This window comes from Streptomyces sp. cmx-18-6 (assembly GCF_046548915.1).
Lineage (GTDB): Bacteria > Actinomycetota > Actinomycetes > Streptomycetales > Streptomycetaceae > Streptomyces.
Genome location: NZ_JAEBEP010000004.1, coordinates 60,808 through 81,017, shown reverse-complemented (window position 1 = coordinate 81,017; position 20,210 = coordinate 60,808). Strand labels below are relative to the sequence as shown.

Genomic DNA, 20,210 nt, shown 5'->3' with positions numbered 1-20,210 from the left:
GGATGCAAGTGCGGGTGACTGACTGCCAGAGGTCTTGACAACCTCATTGGTCTGGACCATGTTGTGCGCACGCCACACTCAATTCCCCCCTGCACGGAGGCTGTTGTGGAACGCACCGGACCAACCGTCAGATTCTCCGGACTTCTGGCCGCCTGTACGGCCGCGGTGCTCGCCGCCGGCGCCCTGGTCGCCACGGCGCCGGCGGCGAGTGCGGCCGATGTGGACGTGGCGCGCAACGGCGGCTTCGAGGCGGGTCTCGACGGCTGGAGCTGCACCGCAGGCAGCGGGGCGGCCGTCTCCACCCCGGTGTACGGCGGTACGAAGGCGCTGAAGGGGACCCCGGCGGGCAACGACAACGCCAGGTGCTCCCAGGCGGTCACGGTCAAGCCCAACTCCCGCTACACGTTGAGCGCCTGGGTGCAGGGCAGCCCCGTCTACCTCGGCGCCACCGGCACCGGAACCACCGACGTCTCCACCTGGACCCAGTCCACCGGCGCCTGGAAGCAGCTCACCACCAGCTTCACCACCGGCCCGGGCACCACCTCCGTGAGCGTCTACACCCACGGCTGGTACGGCGCCCCCGCCCACTACGTCGACGACCTCACCCTCGTCGGCCCCGGCGGCGACCCGGTCGTCCTGCCCGCCGTCCCCGCGGGCCTGCGCACCACAGCCGTGACCTCCTCCTCCGTCGCGCTCTCCTGGAACGCCGTGTCGGGCGCGACCGGCTACCACGTCTACCGCGGCGGTACGAAGGTGGCCACGGTCACCGGCCCGGCCGCCACCGTCAGCGGACTGGCTGCCTCGACCGCGTACAGCTTCCAGGTCACCGCGACCAACGCGGCCGGCGAGTCCGCCAAGTCGGCCGCCGTCACCGCGACCACCACAGCCGGGGGCGGGGGCGGCGACACCAAGCTCCCGGCCCGCGCGCTCGTGGGCTACCTCCACTCCAGCTTCGCCAACGGCTCCGGCTACACCCGCATGGCGGACGTGCCCGACTCCTGGGACGTCGTCAACCTCGCCTTCGGCGAGCCCACCTCCGTCACCTCCGGCGACATCCGCTTCTCGCTCTGCCCGGTCAAGGAGTGCCCGAACGTCGAGTCCGAGGCGGAGTTCAAGGCCGCCATCAAGGCCAAGCAGGCCGCGGGCAAGAAGGTCCTGATCTCCATCGGCGGCCAGAACGGCCAGGTGCAGCTCTCCTCCACCGCCGCCCGGGACGCCTTCGTCACCTCGGTCTCGAAGATCATCGACACCTACGGCCTGGACGGCCTGGACATCGACTTCGAGGGCCACTCCCTCTCGCTGAACACCGGGGACAACGACTTCCGCGCCCCGACGTCGCCCGTGATCGTCAACCTGATCTCCGCCGTGAAGACCCTCAAGGCGAAGCACGGCTCCGACTTCATCCTCACGATGGCGCCCGAGACCTTCTTCGTACAGCTCGGCTACCAGTTCTACGGCTCCGGCCCCTGGGGCGGCCAGGATCCGCGCGCCGGCGCCTATCTGCCGGTCATCCACGCCCTGCGCGACGACCTCACCCTGCTGCACGTCCAGGACTACAACTCGGGCCCGATCATGGGCCTGGACAACCAGTACCACTCGATGGGCGGCGCGGACTTCCACATCGCGATGACGGACATGCTGCTCGCCGGCTTCCCGGTCGCGGGCAACACCAGCCGCGTCTTCCCGGGCCTGCGCCCCGACCAGGTCGCCATCGGACTGCCGGCCTCCACCCACGCGGGCAACGGCCACACCTCACCGGCCGAGGTCAACAAGGCCCTCAACTGCCTGATCAAGAAGACCGACTGCGGCTCCTACCAGACCCACGGGACCTGGACCGATCTGCGGGGGCTGATGACCTGGTCGATCAACTGGGACCGGTTCAACAACTGGGAGTTCTCCCGGAACTTCAACACCTACTTCGGCCGCTGACCCACCCGGCGTACGGCCGGCGACCACAGGCCGTACGCCCCATCAGACCGATGCCCGTCGCCGGGGTGAAGAGGATCGCGGCGACGGGCATCATCCACGCCGTCCCGGCCCCCTATGGTGATCACGACGCCTGACGGGGCGGAGGGGGCGTGTCGTCCGCCCGCCGCGTTCCGCCGCGTCCGAGAAAGGACAGCGTGTGAGCACCGGTTCATCCCTCACGGCATCCGCAGCACCTACGGCATCCGTGGCATCCTCGGCGTCCCCGGTGGACGCGCCCGCCGGGGACGCGTTCTACACCCCGCCGGTCCCCCTGCCCGAAGGCGGCCCCGGCGACCCGATCCACGCGCGCCCCCTGGGCAACCCCGCCGCGGCAGTGCCCGGCGGAAAGAACTGGCTGGTGCTCCACCTCTCCGAGGGCGCGGACGGAACCCCGGTCGCCACCTCGGGCGTCATCGCCCTGCCGGACCGCACCGCCCACCCCGTCCCCGCCGGCGGCTACCCGGTCGTCAGCTGGGCCCACGGCACCGTGGGCGCGGCCAACCGGTGCGCGCCGTCGCGGGACCGGGGCGACACCGGGGCCTCGCCCATGAACGCCTACCCGCTCACGCTTCTCGGCCACTTCCTGGACCAGGGGTGGGCCGTGGCGATGAGCGACTACGAGGCCCTGGGCACCGGAACCGCGGACCATCTGCACCCGTACCTCCTCGGCCGCTCCGAGGCCATGGGCGTACTCGACATCGTGACGGCCGCCCGCAAGCTGTTTCCCGGGGAGATCGGGGAGCGGTTCGCGATCGTCGGACACTCGCAGGGCGGCCAGGCGGCCCTGTTCGCCGCTCATCACGCCCCCGGCCGGGTCGACGGACTGGCCGGCGTCGCCGCCATCGCCCCCGCCAACCACCTCCTGGGCCTGGTCCGAGCCGGAGCCCTCTTCGACCGGGCCGCCCCCGGCTTCGCGTTCACCCCGCTCTTCCTGGCCGGGGCCATCGGCGGCGACCCCACGATCGACCCGGCACAGGTCCTCTCGCCCCGGGCGTTCCAGGAGCTCTGGCCCCATGTGCGGCAGCGCTCCCGCGCGGGTCTCAGCCGCCCCGACTCCTGGGGCGGCATCAGGGGATCCGAGCAGTTCAGGGCCGGATACCCCGCCGCCCCCAACGCCGACCAGGAGAAGTTCGACCGCCAGGTGGAGGCGATGAACCCGGACCTCCCCTTCGCCGTGCCGGTCCGCATCACCCAGGCCGCCGACGACGAACGCGTCCGCGCCGACCCCGCACCGCTGCTGGGCACCGACGCCCTGGTCGAGGAACTGATCAGGACGAACAGTCCGCGCGCGGACATCCACTACCGGCGTTACGAGCCCGGCGTCGTCCCCGCCGGCGAGCCGCTCGGCATCCACTTCGCGACGATCGACCACGACACCCCGGAGCTCACCGAGTGGCTCGCGGCCCTTCTCGCGGACGCCGCCGCCGAGGCCGCCGACTGACCCACCACAGCGGCGCGAGCAGCACCGGCCCCAGGCACCAGCTCGCCAGCACGTCCAGCGGCCAGTGGTAACCGTGCAGCACCAGCCCGACGCCCGTCGCCGCCGTCAGCAGCACAGCGGCGGCGGGCAGCATCCAGGCCCGCGGCCAGGCCCTCTCCCGCAGCCACGACGGGCGGGGGAGGGCGAGGAGGAGCAGGGCCGCCGCCCCGTACGCCACCGCCGCCGTCGCCGTATGGCCCGACGGGTAGTAGTTGACGGCCTCGGTGAGCGGGCCCTGCCGGGCGGTGGCCACCTTCAGCGGGATCACCAGCGCGGGCACGGCCGCCATGGTGAGCGCCGCGTACACCGGCAGTCGGCGGGCGCCGCGCCACAGTGCGTACGCGATCGCGCAGACGAGCACCGGGAGGGCCACCGGCATGCCGCCGAGGTCGGAGAAGAGCTGGGTCAGGGGAGCCGGGCCGCGCCGGAAGAGGCTCTCGCCCACGCGTTCGTCGAGCCGGACCAGCGGGCCTTCGGCCGCGACCTGCCAGGTGATCAGCGCGAACAGCGCGAACAGCGCCGCCAGGAGGCCGAGAAGGAGAGAGGCCGGCCACCGGGGAACAGGGGGGGTTGTTCCGGGATGGCCGGCCGGATCGGGTCGCCGCGCGCCCCGGGGGGTGTGGGGCGGGCGGCCGTCCGATCGGTGAGGAGTACCGGAGCCGGAAGCTCCGGTGGCGTGCACGAAGGCACGCCCGGGACGGTGCTGGGGAAGCCCCGACCCGGAATCGCCCGCGGTTTCCCGCGAGCGAGGTGTTTCTCTCATCTGCAGAAACCGTACGGCAGTGGAGGGGCGGCCGACAGTCGCAACCGCCGGCCGCCATCGCCCCCGCACACGTTCTTCACAGGCCCTCACCCGGATGCCGGACGGGTGCGGCGAAAAGCCGCCCGCGTCCGTTCCGGGGTTCGGGGGTCAGAGCGTGCCGAACGCCTGCTCGATCACGTCGAGGCCCTCGTTGAGCAGGTCCTCGCCGATCACGAGCGGCGGCAGGAAGCGCAGCACGTTGCCGTAGGTGCCACAGGTGAGGACCATGACGCCCTCGGCGTGGCAGGTCTTGGCGAGCGCGCCCGCCGCCTCCGGGTTCGGGTCCTTCGTGCCGGACTTCACCAGCTCGATCGCGATCATGGCGCCACGGCCGCGGATGTCGCCGATGATGTCGCCGTTGGGGAGCTTCGCCCGCATCTCGGCGAGGCGGCCCTTCATGACCTCCTCGATCCGCTTGGCCTTCCCGTTCAGGTCCAGCTCACGCATCGTCTCGATGGCGCCGAGCGCACCGGCGCAGGCGACCGGGTTCCCGCCGTACGTACCGCCCAGACCGCCGGCGTGCGCGGCGTCCATGATCTCGGCGCGGCCGGTCACGGCGGAGAGCGGCAGACCGCCGGCGATGCCCTTGGCGGTGGTGATCAGGTCCGGGACGATGCCCTCGTCCTCGCAGGCGAACCACTGGCCGGTGCGGCAGAAGCCGGACTGGATCTCGTCCGCGACGAAGACGATGCCGTTGTCCTTGGCGAACTGCGCGATCGCCGGGAGGAAGCCCTTGGCCGGCTCGATGAAGCCGCCCTCGCCGAGCACCGGCTCGATGATGATCGCCGCGACGTTCTCCGCGCCGATCTGCTTGGTGATCTCGTCGATGGCCTGCGCGGACGCCTCGGCGCCGGCGTTCTCGGGCCCGGTCGGCCAGCGGTAGCCGTAGGCGACCGGGACGCGGTAGACCTCGGGCGCGAACGGGCCGAAGCCCTGCTTGTACGGCATGTTCTTCGCCGTCAGCGCCATCGTGAGGTTGGTCCGGCCGTGGTAGCCGTGGTCGAAGACGACGACGGCGGTGCGCTTGGTGTAGGCGCGGGCGATCTTCACCGCGTTCTCGACGGCCTCGGCGCCCGAGTTGAACAGCGCCGACTTCTTCGCGTGGTCGCCCGGCGTCAGCTCCGCGAGCTGCTCGCAGACCTCGACGTACCCCTCGTACGGCGTGACCATGAAACAGGTGTGGGTGAAGTCGGCGAGCTGCGCGGTGGCGCGGCGTACGACGGCCTCGGCGGAGGCGCCCACCGACGTCACGGCGATGCCGGAGCCGAAGTCGATCAGACGGTTGCCGTCCACGTCCTCGATGATCCCGCCGCCGGCGCGGGCGGTGAACACCGGCAGGGTGGAGCCCACACCTGCGGCGACGGCCGCGAGACGGCGAGCCTGCAGCTCGGCCGACTTCGGGCCGGGGATGGCAGTGACGACGCGGCGCTCCTGCGGAATTGCGGTCATGAGGGGCTCCTGGGGGTGTTTCGGACGCTCTTCTTTCTGCAGGCTAGGGGCGGGGCCGCCACCCGGGCATGCTCCGATCGGGAGTGGAGAGCGCGTGTCGTTGTCCGCCGCGGACAGGTAGCGGCCCGATGCCCGGCCACTCCTCCGCCGACCTGGTGCGATGCGGCTCCGCCGGCGGCCGGGGACGGCCATATCCGCGCGCATTGCTGAACTCGCCGTGCGCGCGCACTAGATTGACCGGGGCAGCGGACGGACCGGCAGGTCAAGGGGGCAGTGGTTCATGGACGACGAGGGCACGCGGGGCGTACGGGGCGCGAGCGGCAGGGAGTGGGGGCCGTCCGCAGCGGGCGGGGTCCGGCCCCAAGTGCCCCGTCCGGCCGGGCCGCCGCCCGCTGCGCCGCCGAGGCCCGCCGACCCCCCTCGGAGTGCACCGACGATCGCCCGCTGGCTGAACACGCCCCGCCCCGTAGTCGGCCCCGGCGTCTGGCGCTACGCATTCGTGCCGCGTCCCGCCCGGAAACCGTCCCGCCCCTCCTTGGTGGCTCCGCTGCTCACCCTGGCGCTGTGGTTGGTGGCCTGGGCACTTCTGAAGAATTTCCGCGTTCCGTACATGGAGGGGCTGCTCAGGGTCTTCACACCGGCGGACTGGTGGGATATTTCAGGGTTCCGGCTGTACGCGCCTGACATCGCCTACACCGTTCGAACCCTCTACTACCAGGTCTTTGTGATCGCGGCCGGAGTGTGGGCCGCCCGTCTGGGCAACTGGGCCGGTGTCTTCCGCCATTACGCGGGCCCCAACCTGCCCCGTGCCCGGTTGCTGGCCTCCGGCTTCGGAGCCCTTGTCGCTCTGTGGCTGGTATGGAACGACAGCGTCCCCCTGCACCGATTCGTCTTCGGGTCGACTCCGCTCAGCTGGCGGCAGGGAGGCGGCAATCCTTACCTGGCGGTACTGGTGAGCTATGGGACCCACGTCCTGATCGCTTCTGTCGTCGTGTGGCCCTTCGCCCGGGTGGGGCGGTGGCGTACCGCTTTCCGTGACGTCAGGGAGGCCCCGACGTCCGCGACCGGGCCCCACCCCCCGCAAGCCGTTGCCCCCGAGCCCGGAACAGGGAGGGACCACTGGCCCGAGCTGCGTGCCGCCGGCCAGGTGGAGGCGGCGGACGTGCTCACGTCCGCCGTGCGCGACGAACGTGTGAACGATGTCGACTGTGCCCGTCTGAGCCATGCATGGGAGACCGGCCGTGCCTATCGGGACCGCTCCGAGGCGTTCGCCGCCGAGGTGGTGGGCAAGGGTCCTCATGCCTTCCTTCATCCCTCGGGACACCGGGATCTGCCCCTGCGAGCCGCGCGTCACGATCTGCTGACCGGACAGGTCCGCGTCGGCGGCTATGTCGACGACGAACGAAACCCCTACGACCGCAGGGGTGCGGGCGCAGCCCTGGAACCCGCTGTTCTCGGCACCTCTCTGCTGGCGGTCGGACCGTCCGGATCCGGCAAGACGACCCGGCTCGTGCGTCCCGTCGTCGAAACGCTGGCGCTCCAGGCTCTGGCGGGGAGGACGGCGGTGGTCGCCGTCTGCGCGGCGGGCACACCTCTCGGCGCGGACGACGCCTTCGATGTCGTCGTGAAGATCGGCGACGCCTCGTCGGCGCACGATTTCGATCTGTACGGCGGCACGAACGACCCCGACGAGGCCGCGGCAGTCCTTGCCGAAGGGCTCGTCGGCGACATTCCGAACCTGGACAGCCGACGCGCGGCTCTGGTGCTCGGCCAGCTGCTCGGACCCTACCGTGCCGTCCACGGCCGCTTCCCGTCCGTGCCGGACCTTCGCGAGCTCCTCGCGGGAACCGACTCCGAACTGCGTGAGCTGCGGCGAGCACTCGAAGCCGGCGGCCACCACGCCATGCTGCGTGAGCTGGACGCCCGGGTACGACAGGCGAGCACCGGTGGGGACCCCGCCCCGGTCCTCGCCGACAGGGTGGCTCTGCTCGACCGGCCCGCGTTCGAGGGGTTCTTCGGCACCAGCGACGAATCCCGCGCCTTCCCTCTCCGGTCCCTCGTGCAGCACCCGCTCAGGGTCCGGATCGATCTTCCCGTACGCGCTCACGCGGGGGCGTCGCAAGTGCTGGCCCGCCTTGTTCTGGCCCAGTTCAACGCGGCCGCCGCAGCCCGTGCCGACCGGTCACTCTTCGCCTGCCTGGTGCTGGACGACGCGACCCACACCTTGACCGCCGAGACCGTCCGGGGCGTTCGGCACCTCAGGTCTGTCAACGCCGGGGCGGTCCTGGCCCTGCGCACCGTCGACGACGTGCCCGAAGGGCTGCACTCGGCCCTGCTGGGCGCGGTCGGGTGCGGGATGATCTTCTCCGGCATCACCACCTGGGACGGGAAGCGGTTCTCGGAGGCATGGGGCAAGGAGTGGGTCGAGGTCCGGGATGTCGCCCAGCACACCGTCTTCGCCGACCAGCCCTTCACACGCGCCCTCCACGCGCTGCGGAAGCTCGCGACCGGCAAGGCGGTGACCACCGACGCGGTCACCGTGCGACAGGTGGAACGGGAGCGCTGGACGGCATCGGCGCTCGCCTACGAGTTGCCCGCCGGGCACGCGGTGCTGTCCCTGACCACCGTCGACGGCGAACACGCACCGCCCTTCCTGGTGGACCTCGCAGGCTGAAAGCGGCCGGGAGCGGTCCTGGGAACCCTGCCGCCCTGGCAGAATCGAAGACAGCCGTTCATACGGGACGGCGAAATCGGCATCGCCCATCGCGTCGCCGGTCCGCCGTCCCGCAGACCTTGTCGCCGACCTCAAGGGTTCCCGGTCCCATGCCCCCCACGCTCGCCTCGCTCGTCCAGCACTCGGCGCTCAAGCTCACCGTGCGGGCGGGCGCGGACCGGCTCGAGACCCCCGTGCGCTGGGCCCACGCCAGTGAGCTCGCCGATCCCGTCCCGTACATGGACGGCGGCGAGCTCCTCCTCGTGACCGCCACCAACCTGGACGCCGAGAACGCCGAGTCCATGCGGCGGTACGTGCGGCGGCTCGCCGGAGCGGGTGTCGCCGGGGTCGGCTTCGCGGTCGGGGTGAACTACGAGGACGTTCCCGCCGCCCTCGTCGACGCCGCCGAGGAAGCGGGGCTCCCGCTCCTGGAGGTCCCCCGCCGCACCCCGTTCCTCGCCATCAGCAAGGCCGTGTCCGCCGCCATCGCCGCCGACCAGTACCGCGCGGTCACCGCCGGTTTCGAGGCCCAGCGCGAGCTGACGAAGGCCGCACTGGCCGGGGACGGCCCCGCCGACCTCCTCGCCCGCCTCGCCGCCCACATCGACGGGTGGGCCGCGCTGTACGACACCTCCGGCGCGGTGCTCGCCGCCGCCCCCGACTGGGCCGCCCGCCGCGCCGCCCGCCTCACCCCGGACGTCGAACGCCTCCGGGACCGCCCCGCCCCCGCCAGCGTCGTCGTGGGCGGCAGCGAGGACCGGGTCGAGCTCCAGTCGCTGGGCACCGGCCGCCGGGCGCGCGGCGCGCTGGCCGTGGGCACGGGCGCGGCGCTGGGAACCGCCGAGCGGTACGCCGTGCACTCCGCCGTCGCCCTCCTCACCCTCACCACCGCCCGCTCCCGCTCCCTCCAGGGCGCCGAACAGCGCCTCGGCGCCGCCGTCCTGCGGATGCTCCTGGCCGGCCAGTCCGACCACGCCCGGGCGGTCGCCGGAGACCTGTACGGCGGACTCCTCGACGCCCCGTTCCGGCTGCTGATCGCGGAGGCGGCCGCGCCCGCCGGGTTCGAGCTGCTCACCGAGACCATGGAGGCCGCCGCCGCCCGCTCCGGCGAGGCGCTCCTCATGGTCCCCGAGGGCGAACGCGTCGTCGTCCTGGCGGCGGACGGCGGCACCGCCGTCGCCGCCTGTGCCGCCTACGCCGAGGCCCAGGACGACCGCTCCCCGCGCGAAGGCGGCGCCGAGGACAGCGATGTGGTGGTCGGGCTCTCCGCGCCCTGCGGCCCGATCGCCGTCTCCGCCGCGTACAAGCAGGCCGAACAGGCCCTCTCCGTCGCCCGCCGCCGGGGCAGGGCCCTGGTCGAGCACGAGGAGCTGGCCGCCGGTTCGGTCCTGCCGCTGCTCGCGGACGACGCCGTACGGGCCTTCGCCGACGGCATGCTCCGCGCCCTGTACGAGCACGACGCCAAGGGCCGCGGCGACCTCGTGGCCTCCCTGCGCGCCTGGCTCTCCCGCCACGGCCAGTGGGACGCGGCCGCCGCCGACCTCGGCGTGCACCGGCACACCCTGCGCTACCGGATGCGCCGGGTGGAGGAGATCCTGGGCCGCTCGCTGGACGACCCGGATGTCCGGATGGAGCTGTGGCTCGCGCTCAAGGCGACCGAGGCGGCGACCCCCGGCGAGGGCTGAAGCCGGTATTGCATCGACCGGTCCAAAACCCTAGAGTACTGCCATGGCCCGACCGAGACAGTTCGACGAGGACCGGGCCCTGGACGCCGCGATGCGCACGTTCTGGGAGTACGGCTACGAGGCCACCTCCACCCAGGACCTGTGCGTCGCCACAGGGCTGGGGCGCAGCAGCATCTACAACACCTTCCAGAGCAAGCGCGAGCTGTTCGCGCGCTCGCTGGCCCGCTACCTCGACACCATGGCCGACGCCCAGAGCGCCGTGCTGGAGGACGAGACGCGCCCGCCCGGCGAACGGGTCCGCGCCCTGCTCGACAAGATCGTGTCCGACGAGTTCGACAACCGCCCGGACGGCCGCAGTCTGGGCTGCCTGGGAGTCAACTCCACCGTCGAACTCGCGGCCCGCGACCCGGAGGCGGCCCGCCTCCTGGACCGCGACGCCGCCCGCAGGCTGCGGTCCCTCTCCGGCGTCATCGCCTCCGGGCAGCGCGACGGCTCCATCGCCTCCGCGCGGGGCCCCGACGCCCTCGCCCGGTACGTCAACGCCGTCATCGGCGGCATGCGGATCGCGGCCCAGGGCGGAGCCGACCGGGCCGCCGTCCAGACCGTGGCCGACACCGCCCTGGACGCCCTGGTCCGCTGACGCCGATCCGCTGACCCGCATGCGCTGAGCGTCGTTCCCGCCTGCCGTCCACGGGCCGGGCCCGCCCATGTCCGAGTTTTGAACTGATCAATACAAAACACCCATCAATGCCGATCAATGCAGAACAACACCCACAGGGGGAACCACCCGTGCCTCGTGCTGTCCACGTACTGGCCTTCGGCATCTTCGCCATGGTCACCAGTGAGTTCGTCGTCGCCGGACTGATGCCGCAGATGGCCGCCGGACTGGGCGTCACCGTCCCGCAGATCGGCTACCTGATCACCGTCTTCGCCCTCTCCATGGCGTTCGGCGGGCCGCTGCTCTCCGTCGCCCTGCTGCGACTCCCGCCCAAGACCGCGCTCATGGTCCTCTTCCCGGTCTTCCTGGCCGGCAACGTGCTCGCCGCCACCGCGTCCGGCTACCCGGTCATGGTGGTCGCCCGGGTGATCACCGGCGTCGCCTCACAGGCGTTCTTCGGCGTCGCGATCTCGCTCGGCTCCCAGCTCACCCGCCCCGAGATCCGCGGCCGAGCCGTGGCGGTCATCCTCAACGGACTGATGCTCGGCACCCTGCTGGGGCTGCCGCTGGCCACCCTGACCGGCGAACGGTACGGCTGGCGCGCCGCGTTCTGGGCCATCTCCGCGCTGACGGTCGCCGCCGCCCTGTGCACGCTGATCGGCGTGGGCCGGACCGACCGGCCCGAAGGCAGCGGCACCTTCCGCTCCGAGCTCACGGCCTTCCGCCGGCCCAGGCTCTGGATCACCCTGCTGACCAGCACCATGGTCATCGGCGCGACCTTCTCCGCCTTCAGCTACCTCAACCCGATCCTCACCCAGGTCACCGGATTCTCCTCGGGCACGGTCCCGCTGCTGCTTCTCGCGTACGGCGCCGCCACCGTGATCGGCAACACCGTCGTCGGCCGGCTCGCCGACCGGTTCACCCTCCCCGTCCTGCTCGGCGGCCTGTCGCTGAACGCGGTGTTCCTGGCCGGGTTCGCCCTGCTGGCCCGGTTCGACCTCTGGGCGGTGCTCTGCATGCTGGGCATCGGCCTCGTCGGGGTCACCATGAACCCGGCCCTGGTCACCCGGGTGCAGCGCACCGGCAACGCCCGGCCGCTCGTCAACACCGTGCACAGCTCCTTCATCACCTTCGGCGTGGTCCTCGGCTCCGCGCTGGGCGGCCTGGGCCTCGACCGCTTCGGCCTGCGGGCCCCGCTCTGGCTGGGCGCGGCCCTCGCGGTGGCCGGCCTGCTCACCCTCGTACCGGATCTGCTCCGGCGTAGCGCAAAGCCGGGACCGTCCGGCCCGGACAGCCCGGATGGCCCGGCCGGCGGGCGTACGCAGAAGTCCGGGTCCTCCGCTGCGGACACCGCCCCTGCCGATTCGGAGCACCCGACCCCCGCTCCGCTCCACGCCGGACAAACGCCCTGAGCGTCCCGCCGCCCTACCGTGGACCAACAAGAGGGGAGCCTCCCGGGCGCCCGTCACCTCCGTCACTACCACCTCCGTCACGACCTGCTCCGTCACGACCTCCTCACGACCTCCGAAGGGCCGGAACCTCCATGACTTCGCCCCACGCCTTCTGGGTGGCCGGCCGCCGGGCCACCGGTGCCGACAGCTTCGACGTCACCAACCCGTACGACGGCCGCCTCGTCGGCGCCGTCAGCGTGCCGACCGACGACCAGGTCGAGGAGGCCGTCGCCGCCGCCCACGCCGTACGCGACGAGTTCGCCGCGACCCCGGCGCACGTACGGGCAGCGGCCCTCGACCACGTCGTACGGCGGCTGACGGAGCGCACCGAGGAGATCGCCCAGCTGATCTCGGCGGAGAACGGCAAGCCGATCAAGTGGGCGCGCGGCGAGGTCGGCCGGGCGGTGTCCGTGTTCCGGTTCGCGGCCGAGGAGGCCCGGCGCTTCAACGGCGGCGAGGCCCAGCGGCTCGACACCGACCTCGGCGGCACCGGCCGCCTCGGGCTGACCCGGCGCTTCCCGCGCGGGGCGATCCTGGGCATCGCGCCGTTCAACTTCCCGCTGAACCTCAGCGCCCACAAGGTCGCCCCGGCCATCGCCGTCGGCGCACCGATCATCCTCAAGCCGGCCCCGGCCACCCCGATCTCCTCGCTCATCCTGGGCGAGCTGCTCGCGGAGACCGACCTCCCGGCCGGCTCCTGGTCCGTCCTGACGGTCCCGAACGACAAGATGCCCGCCCTGGTCCAGGACGAGCGGCTGCCGGTCATCTCCTTCACCGGCTCGGGCCCGGTCGGCTACTCGATCATGGAGTCGGCGCCCCGCAAGCACTGCACCCTGGAGCTCGGCGGCAACGGCGCGGCGGTCGTCCTCGGCGACTACGCCTCGGACGAGGACCTGGAGTGGGCGGCCACCCGGATCGCCACGTTCTCCAACTACCAGGGCGGCCAGTCCTGCATCTCGGTGCAGCGCGTCATCGCCGACGCCTCGGTCTACGACCGGCTCGTCCCGAAGATCGTCGCCGCCGTCGAGGCCCTGGTCACCGGCGACCCCGCCGACGCCGCCACCGACGTCGGCCCCCTCGTCAGCGAGGACGCCGCCCGGCGCGTCGAGTCCTGGGTCGACGAGGCCGTCCAGGGCGGCGCGGAACTCCTCACCGGCGGCAAGCGCGACGGGGCCACCTACGCCCCGACCGTGCTCGCCGGCCTCCCGGACGACGTGAAGCTCTCCTGCGAAGAGGTCTTCGGCCCGGTCATGTCCCTCCAGAAGGTCGACGGGGAGGCCGAGGCGTTCGCCGCCGTCAACTCCTCCAAGTACGGCCTCCAGGCGGGCGTCTTCACCCACGACCTCCAGACCGCCTTCCGCGCCCACCGCGCCCTGGAGGTCGGCGGCGTGATCATCGGCGACGTCCCCTCGTACCGCGCCGACCAGATGCCGTACGGCGGAGCCAAGCAGTCCGGCGTCGGCCGCGAGGGCGTGCGCTACGCGATGGACGACTACACCTACGAGCGCGTCCTCGTCCTCACGGGCCTCGCCCTGTAACACCCCACCGACACCCCGCCCGCCCCTCCGCCCGGACAGCGAGGGCGGGCGGGATGCGAGACGGACGGCCTGAACCCACTGTGCGGGGGTTCAGGCCGTCCGCGCGTGCGCGCCGTGCGCGCCGTGCGAGCCGTGCGCTCCGGGCGGCGGCTGTCCGCGCGCGGGGGCTGGTGCGGGTGCCGAACCGCGGGTACACGGGTTACATACGGACCAGTAGGCAGCGACTAGCAGTCCGTGTGTCCATCCGTCCGGCGACGCGCGGCGAGGTGAGGCCCCACATGTCCGCACCACACAACACACCCCAGGTCCCCAAAGCACCCAAGGTCACCGAGCGTGAGGCGCGCCGGGTCGCCGAGGCGGCCCGTGAGCAGGACTGGCGCAAGCCCAGCTTCGCCAAGGAGCTGTTCCTGGGGCGTTTCCAGCTCGATCTGATCCATCCGCACCCCCTGCCGCCGCCGGACGACATCCGGCGCGGCGAGGAGTTCCTGGCGCGGCTGCGCACCTTCTGCGAGACGCACGTCGACAGCGCCCGGATCGAGCGCGAGGCGAAGATCCCCGACGAGGTCATCGCCGGTCTCAAGGAGCTCGGCGCCCTCGGGATGAAGATCGAGACCAAGTACGGCGGTCTCGGGCTCACCCAGGTGTACTACAACAAGGCGCTCGCCCTGGTCGGCTCCGCGAGCCCCGCCATCGGGGCGCTGCTCTCGGCGCATCAGTCGATCGGCGTACCGCAGCCCCTGAAGATTTTCGGCAGCCAGGAACAGAAGGACGCCTTCCTGCCCCGGCTCGCCACCACCGACATCTCCGCGTTCCTGCTGACCGAGCCCGACGTCGGCTCCGACCCGGCCCGCCTCGCCACCACCGCCGTGCCCGACGGGTCCGACTACCTCGTGGACGGCGTGAAGCTCTGGACCACCAACGGCGTCGTCGCCGACCTGCTGGTCGTCATGGCCCGGGTCCCGGCCTCCGAGGGCCACAAGGGCGGCATCACGGCGTTCGTCGTCGAGGCGGACGCCCCGGGCGTCACGGTGGAGAACCGCAACGCCTTCATGGGGCTGCGCGGCATCGAGAACGGGGTCACCCGCTTCCACCAGGTCCGGGTTCCCGCGGCCAACCGCATCGGCCCCGAGGGCGCGGGGCTGAAGATCGCCCTGACCACCCTCAACACCGGCCGCCTCTCGCTGCCCGCCATGTGCGTCGGCGCGGGGAAGTGGTGTCTGAAGATCGCCCGTGAATGGTCCGCCGTACGGGAACAGTGGGGCCGGCCCGTCGCCCGGCACGAGGCGGTCGGCGCGAAGATCTCCTTCATCGCGGCCACCACCTTCGCCCTCGAGGCGATCGTCGACCTCTCCTCGCAGATGGCCGACGAGGACCGCAACGACATCCGCATCGAAGCCGCCCTCGCCAAGCTGTACGGCTCCGAGATGGGCTGGCTGATCGCCGACGAACTGGTCCAGATCCGCGGCGGACGCGGCTTCGAGACCGCCGAGTCGCTGGCCGCCCGCGGCGAACGCGCCGTCCCGGCCGAGCAGATGCTCCGCGACATGCGGATCAACCGGATCTTCGAGGGCTCCACCGAGATCATGCACCTGCTGATCGCCCGCGAGGCCGTCGACGCCCACCTCAAGGTCGCCGGCGACATCATCGACCCGGAGAAGTCCCTGTCGGACAAGGCGAAAGCGGGTGCCAACGCGGCCGGCTTCTACGCCCGCTGGCTGCCCCAGCTCGTCACCGGGGCCGGACAACTTCCGCGTACGTACGCCGAGTTCAACCCCTCCGGACACCGCGACCTCTCCGGGCACCTGCGGTACGTGGAACGCTCCTCGCGCAAGCTCGCCCGGTCCACCTTCTACGCGATGTCCCGCTGGCAGGGCCGGATGGAGACCAAGCAGGGCTTCCTCGGCCGGATCGTCGACATCGGCGCCGAACTCTTCGCCATGAGCGCCGCCTGCGTCCGCGCCGAGCACCTGCGGGGCTCCGGGGAGCACGGCCGCGAGGCTTACCAGCTCGCCGACGCCTTCTGCCGCCAGTCCCGCATCCGGGTCGAGGAGCTCTTCACCCGGCTGTGGTCGAACACCGACGACCTCGACGGGCGCGTGGTGGACGGCGTCCTGTCCGGTACGTACACCTGGCTGGAGGAAGGCGTCATCGACCCCAGTGGCGAGGGCCCCTGGATCGCGGACGCCACCCCCGGAGCCTCCGTCCACGACAACCAGCACCGGCCGGTGCGCTGACCGATGACCCAGGACGCGTGTCCACGACCTGAAAGAAGTCCACGGGGCGTATCCAGGCCCTAGACGGGGCGTATCCGGGCCCTAAAGGAAGTGCACAGGGCGCGCCCGCGCACCGAAGGAAGCTCACGGGGCGCGCCCACGCGCTGAAGGAAACTCACAGGGCGCGCCCACGCGCTGAAGGAAGCCCACGGGGCGCGTCCACGCGCTGGACGCGTCCCCTCGGCCCGCCGCCCGCACGGCAGGATGGCGGCCGTGACCGTCATCGAGATCCCCGGCTCCAAGTCCGTCACCGCCCGCGCCCTCTTCCTGGCCGCGGCGGCGGACGGCGTCACCACCCTGCTGAACCCGCTGCGCTCGGACGACACGGAGGGCTTCGTCGAGGGCCTCAAGAGCCTCGGGTACGAGGTCGTCCAGGAGGCCGACCGCTGGCACATCGAGGGCCGCCCGGCCGGGCCCGCCGCCCCGGACGCCGACGTCCACTGCCGTGACGGCGCCACCACCGCCCGCTTCCTGCCCACCCTCGTCGCGGCCGCCGCCTCCGGCACGTACCGCTTCGACGCCTCCGCCCAGATGCGCCGCCGCCCGCTCGCCCCGCTGACCCGGGCCCTCATCGACCTCGGCGTCGACCTGCGCCACGAGGAGGCCGAGGGGCACCACCCGCTGACCGTCCGGGCCGCCGGGATCAAGGGCGGCGAACTGGCCCTGGACGCGGGGGAGTCGTCCCAGTACCTCACCGCCCTGCTGATGCTCGGCCCGCTCACCGCCGAGGGGCTGCGGATCGAGGTCACCGAGCTGGTCTCCGCCCCGTACGTCGAGATCACCCTCGCGATGATGCGCGGCTTCGGCGTGGAGGTGCTGCGCGAGGGGAACACCTTCACCGTTCCTTCCCCGAGTTCCCGGCTTCGCCCGGACAGGGGAGGCCCCACCGGCGGCTACCGGGCCACCGCCTACGCGGTCGAGCCCGACGCCTCCACCGCCGGCTACTTCTTCGCCGCGGCCGCCCTCACCGGACGCGAGGTCACCGTCCCGGGCCTGGGCATCGGCGCGCTCCAGGGCGACCTGCGCTTCGTCGACGTCCTGCGGGACATGGGCGCGGAGGTGGAGGTGGGGGCCGACGCCACCACCGTCCGCTCCACGGGGACGCTGCGCGGGCTCACCGTGAACATGCGCGACATCTCCGACACCATGCCGACCCTCGCCGCCATCGCCCCGTACGCGGACGGCCCCGTACGGATCGAGGACGTCGCCAACACCCGGGTCAAGGAGTGCGACCGGCTGGAGGCGTGCGCGGAGAACCTCCGCCGCATGGGCGTCACCGTCCGCACCGGGCCCGACTGGATCGAGATCCACCCCGGTACGCCGCGGCCCGCCGAGATCGCGACCCACGGCGACCACCGCATCGTGATGTCCTTCGCCGTCGCCGGACTGCGCACGCCCGGCATCACGTTCGACGACCCCGGCTGCGTACGGAAGACGTTCCCGCAGTTTCACGAGGTCTTCGCGGACTTCGCCCAGGCCGCGGGGAGCCCCCGGCCGTAGCGGACGCGCGCGCCACCGGGACGCGCTGTCCCCACGCACAGCCGGAGCGGCAACAATGGGGGCATGAGCGACAGCCCCGCCCCCCTCGCCGATCCGCATCTCGTGTTCGATGCGGCGGTCGGCCGCCGGGATCTGGTGATCCTCGGCTCCACCGGGTCCATCGGCACCCAGGCCATCGACCTGGTCCTGCGCAACCCCGACCGTTTCCGTGTCACCGCGCTCTCGGCCGCCGGCGGCCGGGTCGCCCTCCTCGCCGAACAGGCCCACCTGCTGCGGGTGAGCACGGTCGCCGTGGCCGACCAGGACGCCGTCCCCGCCCTCCGCGAGGCGCTGCGCGAGCGGTACGGGGCCGGGGAGCCGCTCCCCGAGATCCTCGCCGGACCCGAGGCGGCGACCACGCTCGCCGCGAGCGACTGCCACACCGTGCTCAACGGGATCACCGGCTCCATCGGGCTCGCCCCGACGCTGGCCGCGCTGAAGGCCGGCCGTACGCTCGCCCTCGCCAACAAGGAGTCGCTGATCGTCGGCGGCCCGCTGGTGAAGGCCCTCGCCGCCCCCGGGCAGATCATCCCGGTCGACTCCGAGCACGCCGCGCTCTTCCAGGCGCTGGCCGCGGGCGTCCGCGCCGACGTCCGCAAGCTCGTCGTCACCGCCTCCGGCGGACCCTTCCGGGGCCGTACGCGCGAGGAGCTGGCCGACGTCACCCGGGAGCAGGCCCTCGCCCACCCGACCTGGGCGATGGGCCCGGTCATCACGATCAACTCCGCCACCCTGGTCAACAAGGGTCTGGAAGTCATCGAGGCGCACCTCCTCTACGACATCCCCTTCGACCGGATCGAGGTCGTGGTCCACCCGCAGTCGTACGTGCACTCCATGGTCGAGTTCACCGACGGCTCGACCCTCGCCCAGGCCACCCCGCCGGACATGCGCGGACCCATCGCCATCGGCCTCGGCTGGCCCGAGCGGGTCCCGGACGCGGCCCCCGCCTTCGACTGGTCGAAGGCATCCACGTGGGAGTTCTTCCCGCTGGACACCGGGGCCTTCCCGTCCGTGGCGCTCGCCCGCCACGTCGGTGCGCTCGGCGGCACCGCGCCCGCCGTCTTCAACGCGGCGAACGAGGAATGCGTCGACGCCTTCCTCGCCGGACGGCTGCCCTTCAACGGAATCATGGATACGGTCACCGCTGTGGTGTCCGAACACGGCGCCCCCGCCCCGGGAACCCCGCTCAGCGTCGCGGACGTCCTCGAAGCGGAAACCTGGGCCCGCGCACGGGCCCGGGAACTCTCGGCTAAAGCGACAGCGGAGGCGCACGCATGAGTCTGACCTCGATCCTGCTGACGGTCCTGGGGATCGCCGTCTTCGTCGTGGGCCTGTTGTTCTCCATCGCCTGGCACGAGCTGGGCCACCTCTCCACGGCCAAGATGTTCGGCATCCGGGTCCCGCAGTACATGGTCGGCTTCGGCCCGACGCTCTGGTCGAAGCAGAAGGGCGACACCGAGTACGGCATCAAGGCCATCCCGGCCGGCGGCTACATCCGCATGATCGGGATGTTCCCGCCCGGCGCGGACGGCCGCCTCGAAGCCCGCTCCACCTCACCGTGGCGCGGCATGATCGAGGACGCCCGCTCCGCGGCGTACGAGGAGCTCGAACCGGGCGACGAGAAGCGGCTCTTCTACACGCGCAAGCCGTGGAAGCGCGTCATCGTGATGTTCGCCGGCCCGTTCATGAACCTGATCCTCGCCGTCGCGATCTTCATGGGCGTCGCGATGACCTTCGGCTTCCAGACGCAGACCACCGAGGTCGCCGGCGTCCAGCAGTGCGTGATCTCGCAGAGCGAGAAGCGCGACACCTGCCAGTCCTCCGACCAGGTCTCCCCGGCCAAGGCGGCGGGCCTGAAGGAAGGTGACAAGATCGTCGCCTTCGACGGCCAGAAGGTGGACGACTGGGCGGCCCTCTCGGACCGCATCCGCAAGACCATCGGACCCGCCTCGATCACCGTCGAGCGCGGCGGCCAGGAGCTGACCCTCAACGCCGTTCTCCTCCAGAACGACGTGGCGAAGAAGGACGGCAACGGCGAGGTCGTGCCCGACGAGTTCGTCAAGGCGGGCTACCTCGGCTTCGCCGCCCAGACCGAGATCGTGCCGCTCGGCTTCGGCGACTCCGTCGTGCGCATGGGCGACATGATCGAGAACGGCGTCGACGCGATCATCGCGCTGCCCTCCAAGATCCCGGACCTGTGGAACGCGGCGTTCAGCGACGGCCGGCGCGCGGACGACTCACCGGTCGGCGTGGTGGGCGCGGCCCGGATCGGCGGCGAGGTGATGAACCTCGACATCCCGGCGCAGAACCAGGTCGCGATGATGCTGTTCCTGCTCGCGGGCTTCAACCTGTCGTTGTTCCTGTTCAACATGCTGCCGTTGCTCCCGCTGGACGGCGGGCACATCGCGGGCGCGCTCTGGGAGTCGCTGCGGCGCAATGTGGCCAAGGTCTTCCGGCGCCCGGACCCGGGCCCGTTCGACGTGGCCAAGCTGATGCCGGTCGCCTATGTGGTCGCCGGGCTCTTCATCTGCTTCACGCTGCTGGTCCTGGTGGCCGACATCGTGAACCCGGTCAAGATCTCCTGAACCGCCGCGCGTCCACGGGCCCGCGCACCTCGGGGGCCCGTGGACGCACGCGCTCCGGGGCCCGCGCGC

At 72.1% G+C, this 20,210-nt stretch carries 13 protein-coding genes; 11 read left to right on the top strand and 2 right to left on the bottom strand.

The annotated features are described in order from the left end of the window. The first annotated feature begins 105 nt into the window (after positions 1-105). Together ACLJPL_RS11040 and ACLJPL_RS11035 are read left to right on the top strand one after the other, a co-directional pair. The gene (locus ACLJPL_RS11040; protein ID WP_411080600.1) at positions 106-1,929 is read left to right on the top strand and encodes a chitinase; all 1,824 of its coding nucleotides are present in this window, start codon (positions 106-108) and stop codon (positions 1,927-1,929) included. Positions 1,930-2,173: 244 nt separating this feature from the next. Further along, complete coding sequence (locus tag ACLJPL_RS11035) at positions 2,174-3,409, top strand: alpha/beta hydrolase family protein (protein WP_411080599.1); 1,236 nt, start codon at positions 2,174-2,176, stop codon at positions 3,407-3,409. Here ACLJPL_RS11035 and ACLJPL_RS11030 read toward each other — a convergent pair. Next, positions 3,354-4,211, bottom strand: coding sequence for a phosphatase PAP2 family protein (locus ACLJPL_RS11030; RefSeq protein ID WP_411080598.1), 858 nt, complete (start codon positions 4,209-4,211; stop codon positions 3,354-3,356). The two genes, ACLJPL_RS11035 and ACLJPL_RS11030, sit on opposite strands and share 56 nt — an antisense overlap. Before the next feature lie 147 nt (positions 4,212-4,358). Then, positions 4,359-5,699, bottom strand: a complete 1,341-nt coding sequence (gene gabT / locus ACLJPL_RS11025) for a 4-aminobutyrate--2-oxoglutarate transaminase (RefSeq protein ID WP_411080597.1) — start codon at positions 5,697-5,699, stop codon at positions 4,359-4,361. Between the two features lie 280 nt (positions 5,700-5,979). Between gabT and ACLJPL_RS11020 the strand changes: the two genes are divergently transcribed. The 9 genes from ACLJPL_RS11020 (at position 5,980) to ACLJPL_RS10980 (ending at position 20,141) form a co-directional block, all read left to right on the top strand. Next, positions 5,980-8,373 (top strand): ATP/GTP-binding protein, encoded by a 2,394-nt coding sequence (locus ACLJPL_RS11020; protein ID WP_411080596.1) that lies wholly within the window; start codon positions 5,980-5,982, stop codon positions 8,371-8,373. 149 nt (positions 8,374-8,522) lie between these two features. Next, positions 8,523-10,097, top strand: coding sequence for a PucR family transcriptional regulator (locus ACLJPL_RS11015; protein WP_411080595.1), 1,575 nt, complete (start codon positions 8,523-8,525; stop codon positions 10,095-10,097). A 43-nt stretch (positions 10,098-10,140) separates the two neighbouring features. Next, positions 10,141-10,737, top strand: a complete 597-nt coding sequence (locus tag ACLJPL_RS11010) for a TetR/AcrR family transcriptional regulator (protein WP_411080594.1) — start codon at positions 10,141-10,143, stop codon at positions 10,735-10,737. 149 nt (positions 10,738-10,886) lie between these two features. Then, on the top strand, positions 10,887-12,167 hold the full coding sequence (locus tag ACLJPL_RS11005) for an MFS transporter (protein WP_411080593.1): 1,281 nt from the start codon (positions 10,887-10,889) through the stop codon (positions 12,165-12,167). A 131-nt stretch (positions 12,168-12,298) separates the two neighbouring features. Further along, positions 12,299-13,744 carry an aldehyde dehydrogenase family protein gene (locus ACLJPL_RS11000; RefSeq protein ID WP_411080592.1) on the top strand — a complete coding sequence of 482 codons (1,446 nt, stop codon included), beginning with the start codon at positions 12,299-12,301 and terminating at the stop codon, positions 13,742-13,744. A 278-nt stretch (positions 13,745-14,022) separates the two neighbouring features. Beyond that, positions 14,023-15,978 carry an acyl-CoA dehydrogenase family protein gene (locus tag ACLJPL_RS10995; protein ID WP_411080591.1) on the top strand — a complete coding sequence of 652 codons (1,956 nt, stop codon included), beginning with the start codon at positions 14,023-14,025 and terminating at the stop codon, positions 15,976-15,978. 252 nt (positions 15,979-16,230) lie between these two features. Next, the gene (gene aroA, locus ACLJPL_RS10990) at positions 16,231-17,517 is read left to right on the top strand and encodes a 3-phosphoshikimate 1-carboxyvinyltransferase (RefSeq protein ID WP_411080590.1); all 1,287 of its coding nucleotides are present in this window, start codon (positions 16,231-16,233) and stop codon (positions 17,515-17,517) included. 63 nt (positions 17,518-17,580) lie between these two features. Then, entirely contained in the window at positions 17,581-18,834 is a 1,254-nt protein-coding gene (gene dxr / locus ACLJPL_RS10985; protein ID WP_411080589.1) for a 1-deoxy-D-xylulose-5-phosphate reductoisomerase, read from the top strand. Beyond that, a complete protein-coding gene (locus ACLJPL_RS10980; protein ID WP_411080588.1) occupies positions 18,831-20,141 on the top strand; it encodes a M50 family metallopeptidase in 1,311 nt (436 codons plus the stop codon). Before dxr ends, ACLJPL_RS10980 begins: the two co-directional genes overlap by 4 nt. Positions 20,142-20,210 lie beyond the last annotated feature (69 nt).